General features: G+C 45.3%; 24 protein-coding genes and 1 tRNA gene. 13 read left to right on the top strand and 12 right to left on the bottom strand.

Going from position 1 to position 22,655, the window contains the following annotated elements:
• Window positions 1–31: 31 nt before the first annotated feature.
• Window positions 32–1,651: an NAD+ synthase gene (locus ICN17_RS10165; RefSeq protein WP_216237491.1), complete on the bottom strand. Its 1,620-nt coding sequence runs from the start codon at window positions 1,649–1,651 to the stop codon at window positions 32–34.
• Between the two features lie 28 nt (window positions 1,652–1,679).
• Entirely contained in the window at window positions 1,680–2,216 is a 537-nt protein-coding gene (ppa, locus tag ICN17_RS10160) for an inorganic diphosphatase (RefSeq protein ID WP_216237489.1), read from the bottom strand.
• A gap of 170 nt (window positions 2,217–2,386) precedes the next feature.
• On the opposite strand from ppa, the gene ICN17_RS10155 reads away from it, so the two are divergent.
• Window positions 2,387–4,447 carry a sodium-translocating pyrophosphatase gene (locus ICN17_RS10155; protein ID WP_216237486.1) on the top strand — a complete coding sequence of 687 codons (2,061 nt, stop codon included), beginning with the start codon at window positions 2,387–2,389 and terminating at the stop codon, window positions 4,445–4,447.
• Window positions 4,448–4,558: 111 nt separating this feature from the next.
• Window positions 4,559–4,732 carry a hypothetical protein gene (locus ICN17_RS10150; protein ID WP_216237483.1) on the top strand — a complete coding sequence of 58 codons (174 nt, stop codon included), beginning with the start codon at window positions 4,559–4,561 and terminating at the stop codon, window positions 4,730–4,732.
• Between the two features lie 40 nt (window positions 4,733–4,772).
• Here ICN17_RS10150 and trxB read toward each other — a convergent pair whose 3' ends face one another.
• Entirely contained in the window at window positions 4,773–5,729 is a 957-nt protein-coding gene (gene trxB, locus ICN17_RS10145; RefSeq protein WP_216237480.1) for a thioredoxin-disulfide reductase, read from the bottom strand.
• 105 nt (window positions 5,730–5,834) lie between these two features.
• Between trxB and ICN17_RS10140 the strand changes: the two genes are divergently transcribed.
• The 3 genes from ICN17_RS10140 to serS are packed head-to-tail and all read left to right on the top strand — an operon-like array spanning window position 5,835 to window position 10,134.
• Window positions 5,835–8,072, top strand: coding sequence for a DNA translocase FtsK (locus ICN17_RS10140; RefSeq protein WP_216237479.1), 2,238 nt, complete (start codon window positions 5,835–5,837; stop codon window positions 8,070–8,072).
• A 6-nt stretch (window positions 8,073–8,078) separates the two neighbouring features.
• Window positions 8,079–8,762, top strand: coding sequence for an outer membrane lipoprotein carrier protein LolA (locus tag ICN17_RS10135; protein WP_216237477.1), 684 nt, complete (start codon window positions 8,079–8,081; stop codon window positions 8,760–8,762).
• Window positions 8,763–8,808: 46 nt separating this feature from the next.
• Window positions 8,809–10,134 carry a serine--tRNA ligase gene (serS, locus tag ICN17_RS10130; RefSeq protein ID WP_216237475.1) on the top strand — a complete coding sequence of 442 codons (1,326 nt, stop codon included), beginning with the start codon at window positions 8,809–8,811 and terminating at the stop codon, window positions 10,132–10,134.
• On the opposite strand, the gene ICN17_RS10125 is transcribed toward serS, so the two are convergent.
• Window positions 10,131–10,553 (bottom strand): type II toxin-antitoxin system VapC family toxin, encoded by a 423-nt coding sequence (locus tag ICN17_RS10125; protein ID WP_216237473.1) that lies wholly within the window; start codon window positions 10,551–10,553, stop codon window positions 10,131–10,133. The two genes, serS and ICN17_RS10125, sit on opposite strands and share 4 nt — an antisense overlap.
• Complete coding sequence (locus tag ICN17_RS10120; protein ID WP_087910242.1) at window positions 10,553–10,798, bottom strand: AbrB/MazE/SpoVT family DNA-binding domain-containing protein; 246 nt, start codon at window positions 10,796–10,798, stop codon at window positions 10,553–10,555. Before ICN17_RS10120 ends, ICN17_RS10125 begins: the two co-directional genes overlap by 1 nt.
• Before the next feature lie 133 nt (window positions 10,799–10,931).
• Between ICN17_RS10120 and ICN17_RS10115 the strand changes: the two genes are divergently transcribed.
• A tRNA-Ser gene (locus tag ICN17_RS10115) sits at window positions 10,932–11,021 on the top strand.
• Window positions 11,022–11,067: 46 nt separating this feature from the next.
• A complete protein-coding gene (locus ICN17_RS10110) occupies window positions 11,068–11,328 on the top strand; it encodes a hypothetical protein (RefSeq protein WP_216237471.1) in 261 nt (86 codons plus the stop codon).
• A gap of 16 nt (window positions 11,329–11,344) precedes the next feature.
• Here the strand turns inward: ICN17_RS10110 and ICN17_RS10105 are convergent, their stop codons facing one another.
• On the bottom strand, window positions 11,345–12,178 hold the full coding sequence (locus ICN17_RS10105; RefSeq protein WP_216237469.1) for a hypothetical protein: 834 nt from the start codon (window positions 12,176–12,178) through the stop codon (window positions 11,345–11,347).
• A gap of 187 nt (window positions 12,179–12,365) precedes the next feature.
• Here ICN17_RS10105 and ICN17_RS10100 point away from each other — a divergent pair, with 187 nt between their 5' ends.
• The gene (locus ICN17_RS10100; RefSeq protein ID WP_216237467.1) at window positions 12,366–12,581 is read left to right on the top strand and encodes a YdcH family protein; all 216 of its coding nucleotides are present in this window, start codon (window positions 12,366–12,368) and stop codon (window positions 12,579–12,581) included.
• Between the two features lie 15 nt (window positions 12,582–12,596).
• On the opposite strand, the gene ICN17_RS10095 is transcribed toward ICN17_RS10100, so the two are convergent.
• On the bottom strand, window positions 12,597–12,941 hold the full coding sequence (locus tag ICN17_RS10095; protein WP_216237465.1) for a zinc ribbon domain-containing protein YjdM: 345 nt from the start codon (window positions 12,939–12,941) through the stop codon (window positions 12,597–12,599).
• A 60-nt stretch (window positions 12,942–13,001) separates the two neighbouring features.
• Between ICN17_RS10095 and ICN17_RS10090 the strand changes: the two genes are divergently transcribed.
• The gene (locus tag ICN17_RS10090; RefSeq protein ID WP_216237464.1) at window positions 13,002–14,822 is read left to right on the top strand and encodes an AsmA family protein; all 1,821 of its coding nucleotides are present in this window, start codon (window positions 13,002–13,004) and stop codon (window positions 14,820–14,822) included.
• An 8-nt stretch (window positions 14,823–14,830) separates the two neighbouring features.
• Here ICN17_RS10090 and ICN17_RS10085 read toward each other — a convergent pair whose 3' ends face one another.
• The 5 genes from ICN17_RS10085 to ICN17_RS10065 form a co-directional block, all read right to left on the bottom strand.
• Window positions 14,831–15,178: a phage holin family protein gene (locus tag ICN17_RS10085; RefSeq protein ID WP_216237463.1), complete on the bottom strand. Its 348-nt coding sequence runs from the start codon at window positions 15,176–15,178 to the stop codon at window positions 14,831–14,833.
• A gap of 68 nt (window positions 15,179–15,246) precedes the next feature.
• The gene (locus ICN17_RS10080; RefSeq protein ID WP_216237667.1) at window positions 15,247–15,447 is read right to left on the bottom strand and encodes a SlyX family protein; all 201 of its coding nucleotides are present in this window, start codon (window positions 15,445–15,447) and stop codon (window positions 15,247–15,249) included.
• Window positions 15,448–15,460: 13 nt separating this feature from the next.
• Window positions 15,461–15,682: a hypothetical protein gene (locus ICN17_RS10075; RefSeq protein ID WP_216237462.1), complete on the bottom strand. Its 222-nt coding sequence runs from the start codon at window positions 15,680–15,682 to the stop codon at window positions 15,461–15,463.
• Window positions 15,675–16,100 (bottom strand): putative toxin-antitoxin system toxin component, PIN family, encoded by a 426-nt coding sequence (locus ICN17_RS10070; protein ID WP_216237461.1) that lies wholly within the window; start codon window positions 16,098–16,100, stop codon window positions 15,675–15,677. The genes ICN17_RS10075 and ICN17_RS10070 overlap by 8 nt, the downstream gene beginning before the upstream one ends.
• Before the next feature lie 14 nt (window positions 16,101–16,114).
• Window positions 16,115–16,663, bottom strand: a complete 549-nt coding sequence (locus tag ICN17_RS10065; RefSeq protein WP_087910234.1) for a YaeQ family protein — start codon at window positions 16,661–16,663, stop codon at window positions 16,115–16,117.
• A 98-nt stretch (window positions 16,664–16,761) separates the two neighbouring features.
• Between ICN17_RS10065 and ICN17_RS10060 the strand changes: the two genes are divergently transcribed.
• From ICN17_RS10060 to ICN17_RS10045, 4 genes are all read left to right on the top strand, one after another.
• Window positions 16,762–18,375 (top strand): NAD(P)/FAD-dependent oxidoreductase, encoded by a 1,614-nt coding sequence (locus ICN17_RS10060; protein ID WP_216237460.1) that lies wholly within the window; start codon window positions 16,762–16,764, stop codon window positions 18,373–18,375.
• Between the two features lie 25 nt (window positions 18,376–18,400).
• Window positions 18,401–19,816 carry an oxygen-independent coproporphyrinogen III oxidase gene (hemN, locus tag ICN17_RS10055; protein ID WP_216237457.1) on the top strand — a complete coding sequence of 472 codons (1,416 nt, stop codon included), beginning with the start codon at window positions 18,401–18,403 and terminating at the stop codon, window positions 19,814–19,816.
• A gap of 181 nt (window positions 19,817–19,997) precedes the next feature.
• Window positions 19,998–20,627, top strand: a complete 630-nt coding sequence (locus ICN17_RS10050) for an OmpW family protein (protein WP_216237454.1) — start codon at window positions 19,998–20,000, stop codon at window positions 20,625–20,627.
• Between the two features lie 103 nt (window positions 20,628–20,730).
• Window positions 20,731–22,653, top strand: coding sequence for an ATP-binding cassette domain-containing protein (locus ICN17_RS10045; protein WP_216237451.1), 1,923 nt, complete (start codon window positions 20,731–20,733; stop codon window positions 22,651–22,653).
• Window positions 22,654–22,655: the final 2 nt, after the last annotated feature.

Raw genomic sequence — 22,655 nt, 5'->3', positions numbered from 1 at the left:
AGATATCGCCAAAAACAAATATCCCTTCTTTCTAGGCCCTAAATTGTGAAGTGATTGGATAGCGCCAGTCACGCCCAAAAGCGCGGGTGGTTACGCGGACCCCAGGCGGCGCTTGGCGGCGCTTGTATTCATTTAATTTAATGAGACTGGTGACCTTTTCCACGCTCTGGGCATCAAAGCCGGCGGCAATAATTTGGGCGATGGATTGGTTCTGTTCCATGTAGCGCTCTACGATCCCATCTAATACCTCATAAGAAGGCAGGCTGTCTTGGTCAGTTTGATCAGGGCGTAATTCGGCAGAAGGGGCGCGCGTCAAAATTCGCTCCGGAATCACTGGCTGGATGCTATTGCGGTAATCGCATAGTCGATACACCAAAGTTTTAGCGATATCTTTAATAACTGCAAAGCCGCCAGCCATATCGCCATATAAAGTGCAGTAGCCGACAGCCATTTCACTCTTGTTGCCAGTAGTTAACACTAAGCGACCTGTTTTATTCGAGAGAGCCATCAGTAGAGTGCCACGGACACGCGCTTGAATATTCTCTTCAGTAGCATCTGCCTTTAAACCTTTAAATTGCGCTGCCAACGATGCTTCGAGCGCATCTACTGGGCCACTAATCGGAATCTCGTCATACTGGACGCCCAAGTTTTTCGCTAGCTCGCTCGCATCGATCCAAGAGATGTCGGCCGTGTAGCGTGATGCCATCATCACTGCGCGGACTTTATCAGCGCCTAAGGCATCAACTGCAATAGCCAATACCAAAGCAGAATCCACCCCGCCCGATAGACCAATAATGACCCCTGGAAAGCGATTCTTGTTCACGTAATCGCGAACACCCAAAACCAATGCTTGATAGGCTTGCGCCTCAACACTTTGAGGTGGGCTAATGAGCCCCTTTTCCAATTGAGCAGATGAGTTGATGTCTACGATACCGAGCCCAACTTCAAACTGCGGCATTGCCATGACAAGCTCGCCCTGACTATCTAATGCAAATGAGCCGCCATCAAAGACCAATTCGTCTTGACCGCCAACGGCGTTGACATACACCAAAGGCATTTTAGTTTGTGCAATATGCCCCTGCAGTACTTCAATACGCAAGGTTTCTTTTTTCAGGTGATAGGGTGATGCATTAGGAACAAGTAAGACTTGTGCACCAGCGGCATGTGCTTGTTTTGCTGGACCCGCATGCCATGCGTCTTCACACAATATCAATCCGTAATGAATACCTGCGCATTCAAATACGCAGGCTTCTTTGCCGGGAACGAAGTAACGTACTTCATCAAATACTTCGTGGTTAGGTAATTCTTGTTTGGCATAGCCGGCAATCACTTTGCCGTTTTGTAAAACAGAAGCGAAGTTTTGTAGTCCAGCTGAAGTTTTTTTAGGATGACCTATGATTACCGTGAGATCAGAATATTGCGCAAGCTCTTTCGATAAGAGATCAAGCTGCTGCTGTGCTGCTTCAATAAAAGCAGGCCGGAGTAATAAGTCTTCTGGGGGATAGCCGGTGAGCGAGAGCTCGGGAGTAACTACGAGTTTGGCGCCTTGCTGAAAGGCATCCTGAGCGGCTTTGTAAATCAGTTGCGCGTTGCCAGCCAGATCCCCTAGTAAGGGGTTCATTTGGACTAGGGCAATTTTCTGGGCACTCACTCCGATTCACAAAGCCTTTTCTAATAAATTAAGCGTGCTCTTTGTTGTAGCGTTCAATGCCTTCCAAAATTTCTGTATGGGCATCTGCAACACCACCCCAACCTTTAACTTTGACCCATTTACCTGGTTCGAGATCCTTATAGTGCTCGAAGAAGTGTTGGATTTGGTTTAAGCGTAATGGGTTGATATCTTCTGGTTTTTGCCAGTGTGTATAGATTGGCAAAATTTTGTCTTCTGGAACAGCCAATAATTTAGCGTCTTGTCCGCCTTCATCTTCCATTTGCAAAACACCAATTGCTCGGCAACTAACAACTACGCCTGGAATCAGTGGAAATGGAGTAATTACGAGAACGTCAACAGGATCGCCATCACCAGCAATCGTTTTGTTGATGTAGCCATAGTTACATGGATAGTGCATTGCAGTACCCATAAAACGGTCTACAAATATCGCGCCACTTTCCTTATCAACTTCATACTTGATTGGATCCGCATTCATTGGGATTTCAATAATGACGTTGAAGCTCTCTGGGATCTTTTTGCCTGGCTTGACGTTGTCGAGACTCATAAATACTCCGAATAATGATTAGTAAATACCCTGATTCCAGCAAGGGGTAGCAGGGGTCATTCTGTTACATACTGATAAAGCTTAAAGACCCTAGTTTAAAGCTTTCTAAAACCTGGTCGACCTAAGCGCTAGATATACAAAACAATAAGATCAACTTTTGGGAGTCAAGCATGAGTAATGTCACTTTAGGCTTGTATTTTGCCTTGGCTTGCGGTGTCCTGGCCGTAATTTACGGTTTTGTGATGCGCGGCTGGATTTTGAAGCAAAGTACGGGCAATGCCAAAATGCAAGAAATTGCAGAGGCGATTCAGCAGGGCGCTGCCGCTTATTTATCGCGCCAATATAAAACGATCGCTGTAGTTGGGGTGGTTCTTACTATCCTCATGGCACTCTTTCTGGACTTTGCGACTGCTATCGGTTTTGTGATCGGTGCAGTGCTCTCTGGCGCATGCGGTTTTATTGGTATGAATGTTTCGGTGCGTGCAAACGTACGTACTGCTGAGGCAGCTACCAAGGGCATGAACGAGGCACTCAATGTTGCATTTAAGGGTGGTGCAATTACCGGCATGCTAGTTGTTGGCCTCGGACTTTTAGGGGTTGGCCTCTTCTTTATGTTCCTGGTATCGATTGGTGCAGGACAAGATCTCGCTTCTGTATTGCATCCGCTGATTGGTTTAGCATTTGGTTCATCTTTGATCTCGATCTTTGCACGTCTTGGTGGTGGCATCTTTACTAAAGGTGCAGACGTTGGTGCTGACTTGGTTGGTAAGGTGGAGGCAGGCATTCCGGAAGATGATCCACGTAACCCAGCGGTGATTGCTGATAACGTCGGTGATAACGTCGGTGACTGTGCTGGTATGGCGGCAGACTTATTTGAAACCTATGCAGTGACATTAATTGCCACCATGGTGCTCGGCTCATTAATGGTGGTCGGTGCTCCAGTAGCAGCAATTGTTTATCCACTCGTGCTTGGTGGCGTTTCTATTATTGCTTCCATCATCGGCTGTTCCTTTGTAAAAGCAACGCCTGGTATGAAAAATGTGATGCCTGCTTTGTATAAGGGTCTGATCATTGCTGGTGGTTTGTCATTAGTAGCGTTCTACTTTGTGACTAACTTCATAATGCCGGATGATGCTTTGGGTATTCCAGGTAGCCAATGGCGTTTGTTTGGTTCAACCGTAGTAGGTCTCTTGCTAACTGCAGGCTTGGTTTGGATTACCGAGTACTACACTGGTACTCAGTTCAAGCCAGTGCAGCATATTGCAGAAGCTTCTACTAAAGGTCATGGTACTAATATCATTGCGGGCTTGGGCATCTCCATGAAGTCCACTGCATATCCAGTACTCTTTGTTTGTGCTGCTATTTTTGCTGCTTACTGGTTAGCCGGTTTGTATGGCATTGCGATTGCAGCAACAGCGATGTTGTCAATGGCAGGTATTGTGGTTGCGCTAGATGCTTACGGTCCAATTACAGACAATGCTGGTGGTATTGCGGAGATGGCTGGTTTGCCACAATCAGTCCGTGATATTACTGATCCTTTAGATGCGGTTGGCAATACTACTAAAGCAGTTACCAAAGGCTATGCGATTGGCTCTGCTGGATTGGCTTCACTCGTATTGTTTGCTGACTACACCCACGCACTAGAGGCAATTGGTCAGCAAGTTTCTTTTGATCTATCAAACCACATGGTCATCATCGGCCTCTTTATCGGCGGCATGATTCCTTACTTGTTCGGTGCGATGGCAATGGAAGCAGTCGGTCGCTGTGCTGGTGCGGTAGTAGAAGAAGTGCGCCGTCAGTTCCGTGACATTCCTGGAATCATGGAAGGCACTGCTAAGCCTGAATACGGCAAGGCTGTCGATATGCTGACAACCGCAGCCATTAAAGAAATGATTGTTCCTTCACTGTTGCCCGTGGTTGCGCCAATCGTAGTGGGCCTCTTGTTAGGACCTGCTGCATTAGGAGGCTTATTGATGGGTACTATTGTGACCGGCTTGTTTGTAGCGATCTCAATGTGTACTGGTGGTGGTGCTTGGGATAACGCCAAGAAATATATCGAAGAAGGTAATTTCGGCGGTAAAGGCTCTGAAGCACATAAAGCAGCCGTGACTGGTGACACTGTAGGCGATCCTTACAAAGATACTGCTGGTCCCGCTGTGAACCCACTCATCAAGATCATTAACATCGTGGCATTGCTCATCGTGCCACTCTTGCCAGTGATGAGTCGTTAAGACAAGTCAGTAAAGCAATAAACAAAAAAACGCCTAGCAATGCTAGGCGTTTTTGTTTATTGTTATCGCCATTTTGATAATACGGTCTTTGGCTTAATTATTATTTAACTAATGAATAAAAATAATTTAACCAAAGTAGCTGTAGATCTAAATGACCCCAGTACTTTCCCAAGAGGGTTTGTAAATACAGATGCATTAGATGCAACTACTGATGCTGAAATTAAGCTGCATGAAAAAGAAGACGATGATCGAGCGAGATTGGATGCTTTAAACAAAAACGCCTAGCAATGCTAGGCGTTTTTTTATTAAAGAGGCTTTTATAGACTTAATCCAAAGCTTCCAAATAACGTTGTGCATCCAGTGCAGCCATACAGCCTGTGCCAGCACTCGTAATTGCTTGGCGATAGATGTGGTCCTGTACGTCACCGGCAGCAAAGACGCCAGGGATATTGGTAGCAGTAGCATTACCTTCTAAACCGGAATGAGTCTTGATGTAGCCGTTATTCATATCTAGCTGACCAACAAAGAGTTCAGTATTTGGTTTGTGACCGATTGCAATGAAAGCACCAGTGACGGCGATATCTTCTGTGCTGCCATCTTGTTTCTTGATGCGTACGCCAGTAACGCCTTTTTCATCACCAAGAACTTCATCCAATGTTGCGTTGAGTTTGAGTTCTACCTTGCCTTCAGCAACTTTAGTCATGAGGCGGTCATTCAAAATAGGCTCAGCACGGAATTTGTCGCGACGATGAATGACGGTTACTTTTTTGGCGATACCAGTTAAGTAAAGCGCTTCTTCAACGGCAGTGTTACCACCACCTACTACGCAGACATCTTGATTGCGGTAAAAGAAGCCATCGCAAGTTGCACAACCAGAAACACCGCGCCCCATAAATGCTTCTTCACTTGGTAAGCCGATGTATTGGGCAGACGCGCCGGTTGAGATAATTAAGGCATCACAGGTGTAAGTTCCAGAGTCGCCAACCAGACGAATCGGCTTTTCTGTGAGGGCTGCTGTATGAACATGGTCAAAAATGATCTCAGTATTAAAGCGTTCGGCATGCTTCAAAAAGCGGTCCATGAGCTCAGGGCCTTGGACGCCATCAGCATCAGCCGGCCAGTTTTCGACATCTGTAGTGGTCATTAGCTGACCCCCTTGAGCCAGGCCAGTAATGAGGGTAGGCTTTAAATTGGCTCGGGCGGCATAGACTGCAGCCGTATAGCCAGCAGGGCCGGAACCGAGGATAAGAACTTTGGAGTGTTTTGGAGTATTTGTAGTCATAAGCAAATTATAGATTTGCTTGTTTACAATCGGTAGAACATGGCGAGAACCGTATATCCGAAGTCCCAAATCCCCCAGCCCCCCAATAGTGATGGGCAGGGCAGGATGCCCCGCCTTCTGCTAGAGGCCCGCTGGTTCATTTCCCTGGGTTTATGCCTGGGCTTATTTGCCATTTTGCTGACCTATTCCAAGGCAGATCCCGCCTGGTCACATGCCAGCTTTGAGGCCCCTAGAAACCTAGGTGGTCGTTTTGGAGCCTATTTAGCTGATCTCATGCTCTATATCTTTGGTATCTCCTCCTTTTGGTGGGTGGTGTTATTTGGGCGCCGAGTCCTCAATGGCTGGCGTGAGCTCTGGAGTATTCCGCTCCCACCGAATCCAGATGCCAAACCAGATTCCCTACTGGTGCGTTGGTTAGGCTTTGGACTGACTTTGGCTTGCAGCATGGGTCTTGAGTCCATTCGGATGCATTCACTGTCCTGGGAGCTTCCAAGACCTCCTGGCGGCATCCTGGGAGAGCTCATCGGCGATCCCTTACAGATGTCTCTCGGTTTTACTGGCGCAACCTTAGTTCTTCTCTTTGGCCTCTGTGCCGGCTTATCCCTGTTCTTGCATTTCTCCTGGTTGGATATTGCCGAGAAAGTTGGTCGCTTCCTGGAAGTGACATTTCTGCGTATTCGGGAGCGTCGCGATAGTGAGGAAGACCGCAAGCTTGGCGAAGTGGCTGCCGAAGAGCGTGAAGAGTTCGTGGAAGAGTTTCGTGGTCGGGTAGAAGTTGCCGCTCCCGTACAAATTGTGCGTGCACCAGTAGAGATTCCAAAGAGTGCTCGTGTAGAGCGCGAGAAACAACAGCCACTATTTGTCGATATTCCAGATTCAGAATTACCACCACTAGCTTTACTCGATCCAGTACCAGAAATAAAAGAAACTATTTCTGCAGATGTCTTGGAATTTACTTCCCGCTTAATCGAGCGCAAGTTAGCAGAATTTAATGTGCAGGTTACTGTGATTGCTGCATATCCTGGTCCGGTAGTGACTCGCTACGAGATTGATCCAGCGATTGGTGTAAAGGGCAGTCAGATTGTTAATCTCTCACGAGATCTTGCACGTTCACTGGGTGTTGTGAGTATGCGGGTGGTCGAAACCATTCCAGGCAAAACTTGTATGGCTTTGGAGTTACCAAACCCAACACGTCAATCTGTGTACCTCTCTGAGATCCTCACTTCACAGGTATACAACGATAACCATTCATTATTGACTCTGGCTTTAGGTAAGGATATCTCTGGTAGCCCAATGGTGGCTGACCTTGCCAAGATGCCGCACTGCTTAGTGGCAGGCACTACTGGCGCTGGTAAGTCAGTTGGTATTAACGCCATGATTCTGTCTTTGCTCTTTAAGGCTAAGCCTGACGAAGTGCGCTTGATCATGATTGATCCGAAGATGCTCGAGATGGCAATCTACGACAAGATCCCCCATTTGCTTTGCCCTGTAGTCACTGATATGAAGCAGGCTTATAACGCGCTCAACTGGGCTGTCAATGAGATGGAGCGTCGCTACAAATTGATGAGTAAGTTTGGCGTACGTAACTTAGCCGGCTTTAATAAAAAGATTCTGGAAGCAGAAGAAAAAGGTGAGAAGCTCACCAACCCATTTAGCTTGACCCCGGATGACCCAGAGCCAATCTATAAAGCGCCAGTGATTGTCATCGTGATCGATGAGTTGGCTGACTTGATGATGGTCTCTGGAAAGAAGATTGAAGAGCTGATTGCGCGGATTGCACAAAAAGCACGTGCTGCAGGTATTCATTTGGTACTAGCAACACAGCGTCCGAGCGTGGACGTCATTACCGGCTTGATTAAAGCCAATGTACCAACCCGTATTTCTTTCCAAGTAAGCTCGAAGATCGATAGCCGTACGATTTTGGATCAGCAGGGCGCTGAAGCATTGCTCGGTATGGGCGACATGCTTTACATGGCGCCAGGTACTGGATTGCCAGTACGTGTGCATGGTGCCTTCGTGTCAGACGATGAAGTACATCGCGTGGTTGAGTGGCTTAAAGAGAAGGGCGAGGCCAATTACATTGATGGCGTGCTCGAAGGCGCTGATGAATCTAATATGGATGCTCTAACTGGTGAGAGTGGTGGCGAATCTGACCCGCTGTATGACCAAGCCGTTGCTATCGTTTTAGAAAACAAGCGCCCATCGATCTCATTAGTGCAGCGCCATTTACGGATTGGTTATAACCGAGCTGCTCGCCTCCTCGAGGATATGGAAAAAGCAGGCCTGGTATCCAAGATGGGCAACGGCGGCAATCGCGAGATTTTGCATCGCCCCTCAGAGTAAGCATCCATGTCACGATTTCTTATTTCAGCAATTCTTGCAATTGCAAGCCTCCTGTTTTCAGGCCTAGCGCTTTCACAAGCTGAGTCAGGTGCAGAGCAATTGCGTCAATTTGTGCGTAACTCTAAAACTGCTGAAGGTGATTTTGTGCAACAGCAGTTGCGTGCACCGAAAGCGAATGAACCACAAGATAAAGGTCTCAAGGTAGTGCGCCAAACCCAAGGCCACTTTGTGTTTCAACGTCCCGGAAGATTTATCTGGGACACTCAAAAACCGTATGAGCAAAAACTGATTGCCGATGGCAAGCAACTTATTCTGTGGGACAAGGATTTAAATCAAGCGACCATTCGTCCTGCAGGGCAAGCGTTAGCTGCTACACCAGCGGCCATATTGTTTGGCGAAACTTCCCTTGATCAGCATTTTGATTTAATCGAAGGTGAAGAGCGTTTGGGTATGAAATGGGCCACTCTTACCCCTAAAAAAGATCCGAATGCCAAGAATAAAAATGACCTTCCTTATACAAAGATCTCAATAGGTATGGTCAATGGCTTACCCAAGGCCCTAGAATTAATTGATGGGCTAGGCAGCGTGGTCTTGGTGACTCTGGATAAGATCCAGTTGAACGTCAATTTGCCCGCAAATCGCTTTACTTTCACGCCGCCCGCCGGCGCTGAGGTCTTACGCTTAAACTAGAGCCACAATATTCATTCAGTATCAAACAGACTAAACAGAGCAATATATGATTGATCCGCAATTACTCCGTAAAGATATCGCCGCCGTTGCTGCGCGCCTCGCCACTCGTAAATTTCAATTGGACGTTGAGAAATTCAACACCCTAGAATCTGAGCGTAAATCTTTACAAACACGTACTGAAGAATTGCAAGCAAAACGCAATCAATTATCCAAAGCCATTGGTATGAAAAAAGGCAAGGGCGAAGATGCCTCTGCTGAGATGACCCAAGTAGCTCAAGTCAATACGGATATGGAAGCTGGCGCAGCAAGATTGAGCACACTTCAAGCTGAGATTTCAGATTTCTTGATGGGCATCCCCAATCTGCCTGATGAGTCTGTACCCACTGGTAAAGATGAAACCGAAAATAAAGAAGTGAAGCGTTGGGGTGAAGAACCCCTCTTTGATTTTGAGATTAAAGATCACGTTGACCTTGGCGGTCCATTGGGTCTTGACTTTGAAGTGGCTGCCAAGATTAGCGGCTCACGCTTTGTTGTTCTCAAAGGCCCAATCGCTAGATTGCATCGCGCTTTAGCGCAGTTCATGATCGATACGCATGCCACAAAGCATGAGTACCAGGAAGTCTATGCGCCATATATGGTCAATGCTGCCTCCATGCGTGGCACAGGACAGCTACCCAAGTTTGAAGAAGACCTTTTTAAAGTTCCCCGTCAGATGGGTGGTGAAGACGCAAAGGGAACAAATTCAGGCGAAGTAAAAACAGAAAACTTCTACCTCATTCCAACTGCAGAAGTTCCAGTAACGAATTTAGTCAGAGATGAAATCGTCAATGCTGATCACTTGCCAATGAAGTATGTGGCTCATACCCCATGCTTCCGCTCTGAAGCAGGTAGTTATGGCCGTGATGTGCGCGGCATGATTCGTCAACACCAGTTCGACAAGGTCGAGTTGGTACAAATCACAAAACCAGAAGACTCCATGCAAGCATTAGAGGACTTAACTGGCCATGCTGAAAGAATTCTGGAGCTTCTCGAATTGCCATATAGAAAAGTATTGCTCTGTACGGGCGATATGGGATTTGGCAGTACCAAGACCTATGACTTAGAAGTATGGGTGCCATCACAAAAAGCCTATCGTGAAATCAGTTCATGCTCCAGCATGGGCGACTTCCAGGCAAGACGCATGCAAGCCAGATTTAAAGCAGGACAAGGGAAACCAGAATTGGTTCACACCTTAAATGGTTCAGGTCTTGCAGTGGGCAGGGCATTGGTAGCGCTGATTGAGAATAAGCAGCAAGTGGATGGCAGCATTGCTATTCCTAAAGCACTGCAACCCTATTTGGGTGGCTTAACAGTGCTCAAGCCAACCCCTTAAATAACGATAGTTTTTATCTTTAACCGAGATGCATTCTTTTCGAGCACTTTATCAAGGGTGATGATTGACTTTGCTTTGAAAGATTTTGCGGCTGCGAGATGTAACGCATCTCCAGCCCTTAAATTTGATTTACTGTCAATCACTAAAATTCCTGCAGAATAATAAGTTTTACTCTCAATAGGCATTAGCTCGATATCATTTTGGCAAAGAGTGTCAAATTTTTTCCAAGCCTCACGACTCTGCTTTTCTGTTATTTGATTAGTTCTGACTTTAAGACTGAGAGCGCTAGAAAATTCAGTAAATGCCCAAGTCGAAGAGATCATTTTTGCATAGCTTTTATCATGCCATTTATCAACGGCATCGCTTTTCGGTTCAGTTGTACACAAGGCCACAAAAATACTAGTATCGACATAGATCATTAGTAACGCGCCTTTGAGCGAACTTCCTCCATCACTGATTTACCCATCTTCAACGTAGCTCTGAATGCTCTTAGTTGAGCAGCAATTTCTTTGCGTTCTAATTTTTGAGGTCGAATGATTAATGAGCCATCCTTTGAAAGGGTTGCTTCAACTTTGTCCCCATCTTTTAGCTTGATTTCTTTGATGAAGCTAGCTGGAATGCGAAGTGCCAGGCTATTGCCCCATTTTGAAATTTGTATGTTCATGATTAGTCCTTAAATAGATATACATAAATGTATATCTATATTAATGTAAATTATTGGGTGTGGCCAGTCAATTTTTAAGCCAATATCACCCGTATGGCTTTATGTATCGGTAGCTATAATGAGTGATCGGTTCGGAGAGGTGGCAGAGTGGTCGAATGTACCTGACTCGAAATCAGGCGTAGGGTCAAACCTACCGAGGGTTCGAATCCCTCCCTCTCCGCCAAATTGTTACCTGCTTATCTGAAAGCTATTGACTAGTGATAATGCCCATGAAAACCACTTCATACCTATCTTTAATTTTCGTACTTCCCTTAATGGCTTGTAGCACTCCTGATAGCGAGTTCGGGGTTTATAAGCAATCTGATGGCGCAATTGGCGTGCATGCCCCAAAGGGTGCCAAAGAGACTGAAGTTCAGCAGGCAGCTCTTGCAGAATGTAAGAAGCTCGGTAAACAGAATGCTGTGATCGCCGAAAGCAGAAAAACGGTCAATGACCGTTTTCCCATGACTTACATTTATTTATGTAGATAAGTTTTGAGTGATCTGATTAGCTTAGCAACCACTTCTTAATAGACTTATTGACACACATTGCGTCTAAAGCAAGGCCAAAGAACTCAGAGCCATTGGTAACCATGCTCTCGATGGCTTCTACTTTTCCAGACTTAATACCCCGTAAATAAGTAGCTGCACGATAGCGTAAGAAGTGCTCAGTTTCGCCTTCTTCGTTCTCAGTAGAGCAGAGTTCAAGGCTACCGTAGCGCGTTTCTGGATTGATATTCAAAATCGCAAGACCTAGCGCGCCAATCAGTTTCTCTGGAACGGGGATTGGTACATAGGAGTAGAGTGAAATCAACATTTCTTGCTCATCTACTTCAATGATGTGATCAATATCTAAAACATCCTGTTCAGTCAATTCTGTTTCACCAGAATCGCCGCCGCCAAATGTAGACTCAAATTGCAGCATTGCAGTATTACTACCTTTGGAGATCTCGATCATGTCAGGATAGCCAAGCAAGCCTTTCCACCAATACATGAGAGAGAAGGTGCAGGGTTTTACTTCTACCAAACCTTTGCTAGTGGACTTAGCAAAGTAGAGACCATAAAACTCATCATCTTTCTCAAGACCATATTGATCCACTTTGGAAGGTTGTGACGCTACTTTCTTAGCTGCCTTTTTAGCAACTTTCTTGGTTGCTGGTTTTTTGGCTGCTGGCTTCTTGGCAGGGACTTTCTTAGCCGCTACTTTTTTCACTGCCTTTTTAGCAGTTTTCTTGGTTGCTGGCTTCTTAGCTGCTACTTTCTTAACAACCTTCTTTGCAGGGGCTTTTTTTACCGCCTTAGTAGCTACTTTCTTTTTTGCTGGAGACTTCTTTGTAGCCATGATTTATTACCCTTCTTTTGGTTGGAATGTCTTTAAGTGCTTATAGATATTACTGCAAGTTCCTTACAGTTCTCATCGGAGCTATATGGGGTTTGTCCTGCTTATGGCCATGGGCATTGTCCTATTCTTGAAGCAGGAATACACTGAAAAGAGGTAGTTTCGAATAACCTATATACCAAGGGGATCTATGTTTCCAGAATTTCGTGAATTAATTAGCAAGCTAAAGACTTCGGATCGTCACTTTTCTCATTTATTTGATAAGCACAATAATTTGGATCAAAAGATTCAAAGAATGGAGGCCCATTCAGAGCCAAGCACTCCAGAGGAGATCGAAACCCTGAAGAAAGAAAAATTGCTATTAAAGGATCAGATCTACGCTGTATTGAAGAAGGCAAGTAGCTAGCCTAATAAAAAAGAACTAAGCCTTTTTAAGGAAGCAGGCTTTTAACAGCATGCTGCCCACTTCTGTTTTGCAATCTACTTCATGGTCACCTGAGACCAAGCGAATACCTTTAATCTTAGTTCCCACCTTCAAAGTAGTTGAGGAGCCCTTTACTTTCAGATCTTTAATGAGGGTAACGGTATCACCATCCGCTAATAGATTACCGTTAGCATCTTTGACGATTAAGCCAATTTCTATATCCTCTGTTGTTGCAGTGATGGGCCATTCATAGCCACACTGAGCGCACACATAGTTGGCGCCATCGGGATAGGTCATATCTTCCTGGCAGCCAGGGCATTTAGGTAGGTTGTCAGTGCTCATAATAGGCATTTTAGTCTAGAGCCTCTCATCTCGACGGGCTCGATATAGAATGAACGCGTAATGAGTCACACCTTAAAAATCTTCCTGATCATCTTGAGTGCCGTCTTAGTCCTTGCAGGCTTGGGTGCTTGGTATGCTGCCTCTTCTATTAATCCAGCGCAATTAACGCAATTACTCAGCTCTAAAGTCAAAGATGCAACTGGACGAGAGCTCAAGATTGCTGGGCCTGTTAGCTTAAGCATTTTTCCCTCGATTGGTGTCAAGGCTGAGCAAGTGAGCTTAAGCAATGCAACATGGGCAAGTGATTCTCAAATGCTATTCTTGAAACACGTCGAGCTTGAAGTGAAGCTATTTCCTTTATTTACAGGGAACGTAGAAATTAGCAGTATTAATCTTGCGGGACTTGAAGCCCATTTGCAGACTAACAAATTAGGGCAAAATAATTGGGATTTAACACAAGTAGTTGTTGCCAGCAATTCTAAGAGCGCTGCTCCTAGCAGCACTACTCCCGCTAGCGCTGCTCCTCAAGCAACATCAGATGATAGTAACTTTGTGGCAATACAAACTATTCGCATTTCTGATGCGCGCATAAGCTATCAAGATGGCAGTAGCCCTATTAAAGTCATAGATGTTCCGAAGCTTTCGTTAACAGGTGAGGGAGGTAAAACTATCATCTTGCTGGACCTGCAATACGCTAACTATAAATTAGGCCTTAAGGGCAAGATGGGTTCCCTACGACAGGCCATCATCGATTGGGATCAAAGCCCAGTGAAGACGAATCTAGACTTCACGCTCACTCTAAATGGAAAATCATTGGATATTACTGGTAAGGTTGATAAAGCCCCCAAGGTATTGCCACAATTTGATATCAAGCTCGAGTCAAAATCGTTTGACTTGCTTCCTTTGGCCGCGGCGTCTACCGTATCCGGAAAATCTTCATCGGCTCCTAAGTCTTTGCAAGCTCAAGGTAGATACTTCTTTAGCGATGATCCTTTGCCATTTGATTTCTTACCTAACGCCAATGGAAAGATTGTCTTAGATATTGCACAGCTTGGAGCGCCAGATCAAGCACCTTTTAAGAATGTCAGCGGCACGATTGCATTTAAAGGCAATAGACTTGATGTCAATGATCTGAAGTTTGAGTTAGGTAAAGGGCAGGCTCAAGCACAAATTTCATTATCGCAAATAGATAGTCCTACACCCGCGATCTCCATGAAGGCGCTAGCAAAGGGCTTTACCTTGGAGCAAGTAGTCGTTAGCGATGATTCCAGTGCCAAGGTCAGTGGAGGTGATGCTCAAATTGCCTTTAACTTATCTGGCAAAGGTAAAAGCTTGCATCAAATCATGGGTACAGCAAATGGCAAAGCACAGATGACTGTAGGCAAAGCGCGCCTAGATTCAAAACTACTCAATTCTGCTGGTGATTTGGCTGTCACCATTATGGATGCCTTAAATCCAATGCGTAAGCAAAGCAATCAAACCATATTAGAGTGCGCAGTTGCTTATCTTCCGATTAGCAATGGCATGATTAATATTAAAGATTCAGTTGGAGTTGAGACCGACAAGTTAGATATTGTGTTGGCGGGAACAGTTAATCTCAATTCAGAGGCGATTCATCTTAAGATTGATCCGAACCAGAAATCGGGCCTCACTACTGGTATTGATCTCGGTAGCCTAGTACAACTTGAGGGGACCTTGCAAAACCCGAAGGCTGGGGTCAATAAAGAGGGCGTTGTTAACAGCGCCGTATCGATTGGCTTGGGGATCTTGACTGGCGGAATCAGTATTGCTGCTGAGAATGCAAAGTCTATGAGCACCAAAAGGCAGCCTTGTAAGACAGCAATGCACTCTTGGCCTGATATCTATCCAGGCTCTAACTAATCTGGTCTTTAGAAAACTAGGCCGCTCACAAAGAGACTAAATAAAGAAATAAAAATACTTGCAAAGAAGGCAGTCCAGAAGCTAGAGATCGTAAAGCCGCTCACAACTGTTGATACCAGCATCAGGACCAAAGCATTAATGACCAATAGAAACAAGCCCATTGTGACTACTGTTAAAGGTAGCGTAAAAAGAATGAGTAATGGTTTGACGATGGCATTTGCGAATCCTAGTAATAGGGCTGCAATCAGAAGTGATCCTCCATCAGCAAAGCGCAAGCCGCTAAAGATATAGCTGGCAACCCAAAGGGATAGAGAGGTAAGACCCCATTGCACGAGAAACAGCGTTAAGTTACCCATTTTTCTTCCTTTTCTTCTTGCAAGAAGGTCATAGAGATTGATGCCTACAGGACTATCTTATCAGTCACTTAGTAATGCGGCGGGATTTCATCTTTGAGGCTACCGCTACCACCACCTGCGCTACTGGCCTGCTCTTTAATAGCCTTGAGCTCGCGGTAGAGAAATTCGATTTGCTGTTGTTGCTTATAGACAGTCTCATTGAGTTTTTCAATGAGGTCTTCAGCAAAGCTCAATTTGATTTCTAGATTGGTAATTCGGTCATCACTCATTGGGTTTACCTCTTTATTCTGCGATAAGTTCAAAGCGACCATCCTCCATCTCTGCTTTTGGTCTAATCCAAAAATCATGTGATTGCAGAGATTCGTAAACATAAGCGGGCTCAAGAGAGGCTTCAACGTTTGCTAGAAAGACTACTTTATAAAAACCACCAGTCTTTTTGTGTTGTAGCTTGCTGCCTGGTTTAAACAGGCCTTCATCAGGCCCTGCCATTTTAGGTTTAGTCATGATACAAATCCATAATGTTGTAGTTGTCAGTAATTAGTACATTTTCTTTCAAAGCTTTAGTGGCAAACTTTAATACTTCATTATCTTTACTAATGAGAATACAGGGCTTAGATGTAAAAGCTAAATCCAGAAAGACTTGATCATCGGGATCTTGGCAGCGCCAGGGGGAGGGCAAAAGCTTTTCCTCATCCAAAATGCGTACTAAAGATCGCCATTGCTGCAGAATTTGTTCTTGTGCGGCTGACTCTAGGGAGAATAAGGGTCTTGAGATCACATCTGCAAATTCATCCAGGGTCTTAGAGCTGGCCAGAGCATCAATTTGTTTGTCAAGCAATGCTTGCTTTAAATGAATTGCTCTGAAGTCATTGAAGACAAATAGATCTAGCAGAACGTTGGTATCAAAGACGATAGATTTCATCTTGAGATGATTACTTATTCTTGATTGCTGCGCCAAACTTCAGGGGTGATCGTCACTTGACCTTGATCTGAAGAGACATAGGCCTCACCATCTTGAATATTCACATGAAGGACCATACTGCGTTCAACTAATTTATTCAGCTCATTTGCTTGAGCTGCTGGTATAGAAATGATTTGGAGGTTACGCGCACGTGTAAGTTTATTAGCAATGCCATCCCACCAAATCTTACTCGTGTGACCACCGTAGCAGTAGACAATAACTTGATCGGATCTACCGCAGGCTTTCAGAATTCGGCGCTCATCTGGTTGACCAATCTCAATCCAAAGTTTGATGGCATCGGTCAGGTCTTTAATCCAGAGATCTGGTTCATCGGTATCGCTTAGACCCTTGGTGAAGACTAAATCTTCATTTGCCTGCAATGCAAAAGCAATGATTCTGACCATCATCCGCTCCTCGGTTTCTGAGGGGTGCTTGGCGATGGTAAGGGAGTGACTGCCATAGTAGTGGCGGTCAGAGTCTGCGACGTGAAGGTCGGCTTTGTGGATAGTTGCGCGTAGAGCCATGATGCATTATCGCCTGTATGGCTCGCTACTCGAGGTAGCCTAGTCTTTAACCAGTATCATTTGTCCCTAAAGACTGAATATAGCTAGCTAAGAGCCCCATGATCCGTATCACTGAACTGCGTCTACCTATTGACCATACTCCAGAAGCCGTGGAAATAGCGATACTCAAGCGCCTGAATTTACCCCCAAAAGATTTGATTAGCTTTGAGGTCTTTAAGCGCAGTTACGATGCTAGAAAAAATGTAGCGCTCTCTTTTATCTACACAGTAGACCTCTCGGTTAAAGATGAAGCCGCCATTCTGAAAAAATTTGATGGCGATATTCATGTAAGGCCTTCACCTGATACGAGTTACCACTTCAAAGCTAAAGCCCCTGAGTCTATTGCGGCTGGCAAATCATTGCGTCCTGTAGTCATTGGATTTGGCCCTTGCGGAATATTTGCAGCACTCGTATTGGCGCAGATGGGGTTTAAGCCGATCGTGCTCGAGCGCGGTAAGAAAGTGCGAGAGCGAACTCAAGATACTTGGGGCTTATGGCGCAAGAATGTTCTCAATCCTGAATCCAATGTGCAATTTGGTGAGGGTGGGGCGGGTACTTTTTCAGATGGTAAGTTATGGAGTCAGATTAAAGACCCGAAGTTTTATGGTCGCAAAGTGATTAATGAATTTGTGAAGGCGGGTGCGCCAGCAGAAATTCTGTATGTTGCTAAGCCTCATATCGGTACCTTCCGCTTAGTAGGCGTAGTAGAAAAAATGCGCCAAGAAATTATTGATCTTGGTGGAGAGATTCGCTTCTCACAAAAAGTGATTGGCTTTGACATTCAGAACGAGCAGATTACTGGTGTCAAAATTGAAGGCTATGATGATCTACCGGCAAGTCATGTGGTACTAGCCCTTGGCCATAGTGCACGCGACACTTTTCAGGTTTTGCATGAGGCCGGTGTCTTTATGGAAGCTAAGCCCTTCTCGGTAGGTTTTCGGATTGAGCATCCGCAATCGCTCATTGATAGAGCGCGCCTGGGCCCCCATGCTGGTAATGAGCTCATTGGCGCCGCTGACTACAAACTGGTTCACCATGCCAAGAATGGCCGCTCGGTTTATAGCTTCTGTATGTGTCCTGGCGGCACTGTGGTAGCGGCAACTTCAGAGCCCAATCGCGTGGTGACGAATGGGATGAGTCAATATTCTCGTAATGAACGCAATGCCAATGCCGGTATTGTGGTGGGTATCACTCCGGATGATTACCCTGGTGGTCCTATGGCGGGTATTGAGTTTCAGCGCGCAATCGAAACCAAAGCTTTTGAGTTGGGCGGAAGAACATATGAAGCTCCAGGGCAACTGGTTGGAGATTTTCTGGCGGGTAAACCTTCAACAGAGTTTGGCAGTGTCTTGCCTTCCTACAAACCGGGCGTACATTTAACCGATTTGGCTGAGAGCTTGCCTGCGTATGCGATTGAAGCGATTCGGGAAGCATTGCCTGCCTTTGAAAAGCAGATCAAAGGCTTTTCAATGAAGGATGCTGTCTTAACGGGTGTCGAGACTAGAACCTCTTCACCTCTCAGAATTACTCGTGGACCTAATTTTCAGAGTCTCAATATCAAGGGCCTTTATCCTGCGGGTGAGGGCGCTGGTTATGCTGGCGGCATCTTGTCTGCTGGTGTTGATGGGATTAAAGTAGCAGAAGCGCTTGCTCTGGATTACTTATCAAAGTAGGTTCCACACTCACCCTTAGTCATTTATGAACCCTTCAACAAACTCTTGCCCACCAGAAGAAAAGGAAGCTCTATTTGATCCTGAGTTGCTGCAAAAGTTTGATATCAATGGCCCGCGTTACACGTCTTATCCGAGTGCAGACCGCTTTCATAATGAGTTTTCTGAAGCAGACTACTTAGGTGCATTACAGCGTGTCGCTAAAGTAGATCAGCCTTTATCTTTATATTTTCATCTACCGTTTTGCCCTAATATTTGCTATTACTGTGGTTGTAACAAAATCATTACCAAAGATCATGGACGTAGCGCTAAGTATATTAAGTACTTAGCTAAAGAAATGACAATGGTGTATGGCGCCATGGGCGCTCAGAAAAAGATCCCAATCACCCAATTGCATTGGGGTGGTGGTACACCAACCTTTCTGTCCCATGAAGAGATGATTGAGTTGATGCAGCATACCCGCGAACATTTTGAATTATTAGCAGGTGGTGAATACTCGATTGAGATTGATCCAAGAAGGGTTACTGAAAAAGACATTGCTTTATTAGCTGATCTTGGCTTTAACCGGATTAGTCTGGGTGTGCAAGACTTTAACCTTGCAGTACAAGAGGCTGTGCATCGCATACAAACTATTGAAGAGACCCAAGCAGTCATGGATTGGTCCAGAAAGTACGGCTTTAAATCTAGAAGCGTGGATTTGATCTATGGCCTGCCTAAACAAACACCCGAGACCTTTAAAGAGACTGTCGATGTAGTTTTGGCAATGAGCCCTGATCGTTTATCGGTCTATAACTATGCCCATTTACCCCACATCTTTAAACCTCAGCGTCGGATTTCTGAAGCTGATCTACCGCCTGCTGCTGATAAGTTGAATATTCTCTCCAATACAATCGAGTGCCTCTTGGAAGCAGGATATGTGTTTATTGGAATGGATCACTTTGCAAAGCCCGATGATGAATTAGCAATCGCACAGAAAGAGGGAAGGTTGCATCGCAATTTCCAGGGGTATTCAACTCAAGCAGAGTGTGATCTATTGGCTTTTGGAATATCCTCAATTGGCAAGGTAGATGATTGCTATTCTCAAAATGTCCGCACCTTAGATGAATACTATGAATCTTTAGATCATGGCCACCTACCAGTGCTAAGGGGCATGCAATTAGATCAGGATGACCTATTACGTCGTGAGCTGATTGGTGAATTGTTGTGTCAATTTTCCTTAAATACGCAAACCTTTGCCAAGGATCATCAACTTGATTTCTCCAATTACTTTAAGACTGAGATTGAAGAGCTTAAAGGCTTAGAAGAGGCTGGTTTGTTAGAGTGGCAGGGTGCCAATATGCAAGTTCCTATCAAAGGTAGGTTGCTGGCAAGACGTGTAGCCATGACTTTTGATCGCCATCTTAGAGAATCTCAAGCCAAAGGTACTTACTCCAAAGTTCTTTAATCCTTCTCTTAAGGGTAAATCTGAGCACTTTTGATGTAGATCAAATAAGCAAACAAATACTGTTGCTTTTAAGCTATTAACAAATTTACAGCGTCATTGCGTTTGATTTACATCAAACTCCTCACGATGTATCAATTCGAAAATAATCTCATCGAAATTGATAACAGAAAGAGGGATCATCATGCGTCTTAAATCACTAGTAGTAGCAATGGCTGCCGTAGCTTCCTTAGCCCCAATTGCAGCGCATGCGCAATCTGCAGAAGAAAATCCATGGATGGTGCGTGTACGTGCCGTTGATTTGCTTTGGCAAAATGGTCAGTCTGGTGCTGTTGTTCAAGGTGCTGATGTAAAAGCGGCCAATAAAGTTATTCCAGAGTTGGATGTCTCCTATTTCTTTACTAAAAATATCGCTGCAGAATTAGTATTGACATACCCACAAACAATCGACATCAATTACACATCTAGCCAAACAAAATTAGGCTCCATTAAGGCCTTGCCACCATCTTTATTGCTTCAGTACCACTTCACGAACTTTGGTGCGTTTAAGCCATATATCGGCGCTGGCGTGAATTACACCATCTTCACAAGCCGTAATAATCTCGGCAATGGAGCATATTCAGTTGATAACTCGAGTTTTGGTGCGGTTGGTCAAATTGGTATGGACTATATGTTTGATAAAAACTGGGGCCTTAACCTTGACTTGAAATATGCCACCATGTCAACAAACGTCACTACCGCCGCGGGTGCTGATGGAGGAAAGCTGACTTTAAATCCTTGGATGCCAGCCGTTGGTGTAACTTATAAGTTCTAAGAATATAGTTCTTGGTTCTTGAGGTAGGGCCCCTGAGGGGTCCTATTTTTTTGGGCATTTCCAGAAATCACTCCTCTTTCTTAGAAGTGACGATAATGTCGCCATGGCTTTAATCGTACTTACTGATGCAAAACTGGCTTTCGGCCACGTAGACCTCCTCGCAAATACTGCTTTTTCACTGGAATCGGGTGAGCGTGTTGGCTTAATTGGACGCAATGGCACTGGTAAATCTTCTCTTTTGAAGATCTTGGCTGGCATTGAAAAAATGGATGATGGGCTTTTGCAATATCAGCAAGGCCTCAGAATCGCTTATGTCCCTCAAGAGCCGATCTTTGATGCTGAAGAAACCGTATTTGATGCTGTCTCCAAGGGTGTAGCGCAGGCTAAGGCTCTGCGTGAAGAATATGAGGCGCTGAGTGTGGGCGACTGGGATGACGCCTCTCATCACCGTTTAGATGAAGTGCAATCTCAATTAGAGGCGCTGAGCGGGTGGAATTGGGAGCAACGCGTTCATGAAACTTTGGATCGCCTGCATTTAGAAGCAGATGTCAAAATCAGCACTTTATCTGGCGGAACTAAAAAACGGGTAGCACTCGCACGCGCTTTAGTGGAAATGCCCGATGTCTTGCTCTTGGATGAGCCAACCAACCACCTAGATTTAGATTCCATTGCTTGGTTAGAAGAGCTTTTAAAAGAATATCAAGGCTCTGTCATTCTGATTACCCATGATCGTGCCTTTTTAGATAATGTCTGCACACAAATTGTGGAGTTAGATCGCGGCATCTTGCGCAGCTATCCCGGTAACTTTACGCAATATGAGGTTCTCAAAGAGCAAGAGCTCAATTCAGAGTCCTTAGCGAATGCTAGAGCGGATAAGTTACTAGCCCAAGAAGAGGTGTGGATCAGAAAAGGGGTTGAGGCTCGCCGGACACGAAGCGTAGCCCGCATTGCCCGCCTAGAAAAACTTCGCACTAGCCGCGCTGAACGCAGAGACGCCATGGGTCAAGTGAAGCTAGCTGTCTCGGCCGGTGATCGCAGCGGCAAGATTGTGGCTGATCTTCAAAACGTCAGCAAGTCTTACGATAGACCGATTGTGCAGGACTTCACGGCAACCATTTTGCGTGGCGATAAAGTGGGCTTGCTTGGCCCCAATGGTGCTGGCAAGACAACGCTGCTTAAATTGATTCTGGGGACGATTGCGCCCGATTCAGGAAGTGCTACGATGGGTACTCGTATTGAAGTGGCGTATTTTGATCAAATGCGCGAAGGCCTTGACCTCAATGCTTCGCTTGAAGACTACATCAGCCCAGGCAGCGAATGGATTGAAATCAATGGCAATAAAAAACACGTTAAGAGTTATTTGAGCGATTTCTTATTCGCACCAGAGCGGACCAATTCACCGGTGAGTACTTTATCAGGTGGTGAGCGTAATCGTTTGCTATTGGCCCGTTTGTTTGCAAGACCAGCAAACGTTTTGGTATTGGATGAGCCAACCAATGACTTGGATATTGATACCTTAGATTTGCTCGAGCAATTACTGCAAGACTATAAGGGCACTGTCTTTTTAGTGAGTCATGATCGTTATTTCTTGGATAACGTTGTCACCAGCATCATTGCTCATGAAGGTGATGGATTCTGGCGTGAGTACGAAGGTGGCTATGAGGATTGGAAGATTCAAAAAGCACGTTCAGACAAAATCCGCGCTAGTAATACAAAGATTGTGGCTAAGCCAGAGCCTAAGGCCGAAGCCAAGCAAGAGCCTAAAGTAGAGGTAAAGCCAGCAGTGAAGAGTGGAGTGCAAAAACTCAATGGCAAAGAGCGCCAAGAGTTAGAAACTTTACCTTTGCAAATCGAAGAGCTGGAAATGGAGCAGGCCGATATCGGTATTGCGATGAGCAATCCCGATTTATATAAGAATGAGCCTGAGCTGGCTGCAAGCATGCAGGCTCGTTTAACAGAGATTACTGCCCAGTTAGATCAAAAGCTACAACGCTGGGAGTTACTTTTCAGTCGCTCGGAGTCTTAGGC

The organism is Polynucleobacter sp. 73C-SIWE (assembly GCF_018882465.1).
GTDB lineage: Bacteria > Pseudomonadota > Gammaproteobacteria > Burkholderiales > Burkholderiaceae > Polynucleobacter.
This window is presented reverse-complemented; position numbering and strand designations above follow the sequence as displayed.

Excerpts from the sequence above, each read along its gene's own strand:
- ICN17_RS10155 (WP_216237486.1), top strand. The coding sequence starts at position 2,387 with ATGAGTAATGTCACTTTAGGCTTGTATTTTGCCTTGGCTTGCGGTGTC.
- ICN17_RS10150 (WP_216237483.1), top strand. The coding sequence starts at position 4,559 with ATGAATAAAAATAATTTAACCAAAGTAGCTGTAGATCTAAATGACCCC.
- ICN17_RS10105 (WP_216237469.1), bottom strand. The coding sequence starts at position 12,178 with ATGGCTACAAAGAAGTCTCCAGCAAAAAAGAAAGTAGCTACTAAGGCG.
- ICN17_RS10090 (WP_216237464.1), top strand. The coding sequence starts at position 13,002 with ATGAGTCACACCTTAAAAATCTTCCTGATCATCTTGAGTGCCGTCTTA.
- ppa (WP_216237489.1), bottom strand. The coding sequence starts at position 2,216 with ATGAGTCTCGACAACGTCAAGCCAGGCAAAAAGATCCCAGAGAGCTTC.
- hemN (WP_216237457.1), top strand. The coding sequence starts at position 18,401 with ATGAACCCTTCAACAAACTCTTGCCCACCAGAAGAAAAGGAAGCTCTA.
- ICN17_RS10100 (WP_216237467.1), top strand. The coding sequence starts at position 12,366 with ATGTTTCCAGAATTTCGTGAATTAATTAGCAAGCTAAAGACTTCGGAT.
- ICN17_RS10070 (WP_216237461.1), bottom strand. The coding sequence starts at position 16,100 with ATGAAATCTATCGTCTTTGATACCAACGTTCTGCTAGATCTATTTGTC.
- ICN17_RS10050 (WP_216237454.1), top strand. The coding sequence starts at position 19,998 with ATGCGTCTTAAATCACTAGTAGTAGCAATGGCTGCCGTAGCTTCCTTA.
- ICN17_RS10110 (WP_216237471.1), top strand. The coding sequence starts at position 11,068 with ATGAAAACCACTTCATACCTATCTTTAATTTTCGTACTTCCCTTAATG.
- trxB (WP_216237480.1), bottom strand. The coding sequence starts at position 5,729 with ATGACTACAAATACTCCAAAACACTCCAAAGTTCTTATCCTCGGTTCC.
- ICN17_RS10135 (WP_216237477.1), top strand. The coding sequence starts at position 8,079 with ATGTCACGATTTCTTATTTCAGCAATTCTTGCAATTGCAAGCCTCCTG.
- ICN17_RS10060 (WP_216237460.1), top strand. The coding sequence starts at position 16,762 with ATGATCCGTATCACTGAACTGCGTCTACCTATTGACCATACTCCAGAA.
- ICN17_RS10075 (WP_216237462.1), bottom strand. The coding sequence starts at position 15,682 with ATGACTAAACCTAAAATGGCAGGGCCTGATGAAGGCCTGTTTAAACCA.
- ICN17_RS10140 (WP_216237479.1), top strand. The coding sequence starts at position 5,835 with ATGCCCCGCCTTCTGCTAGAGGCCCGCTGGTTCATTTCCCTGGGTTTA.
- ICN17_RS10120 (WP_087910242.1), bottom strand. The coding sequence starts at position 10,798 with ATGAACATACAAATTTCAAAATGGGGCAATAGCCTGGCACTTCGCATT.
- ICN17_RS10095 (WP_216237465.1), bottom strand. The coding sequence starts at position 12,941 with ATGAGCACTGACAACCTACCTAAATGCCCTGGCTGCCAGGAAGATATG.
- ICN17_RS10065 (WP_087910234.1), bottom strand. The coding sequence starts at position 16,663 with ATGGCTCTACGCGCAACTATCCACAAAGCCGACCTTCACGTCGCAGAC.
- ICN17_RS10125 (WP_216237473.1), bottom strand. The coding sequence starts at position 10,553 with ATGATCTATGTCGATACTAGTATTTTTGTGGCCTTGTGTACAACTGAA.
- ICN17_RS10080 (WP_216237667.1), bottom strand. The coding sequence starts at position 15,447 with ATGAGTGATGACCGAATTACCAATCTAGAAATCAAATTGAGCTTTGCT.
- ICN17_RS10045 (WP_216237451.1), top strand. The coding sequence starts at position 20,731 with ATGGCTTTAATCGTACTTACTGATGCAAAACTGGCTTTCGGCCACGTA.
- ICN17_RS10085 (WP_216237463.1), bottom strand. The coding sequence starts at position 15,178 with ATGGGTAACTTAACGCTGTTTCTCGTGCAATGGGGTCTTACCTCTCTA.
- serS (WP_216237475.1), top strand. The coding sequence starts at position 8,809 with ATGATTGATCCGCAATTACTCCGTAAAGATATCGCCGCCGTTGCTGCG.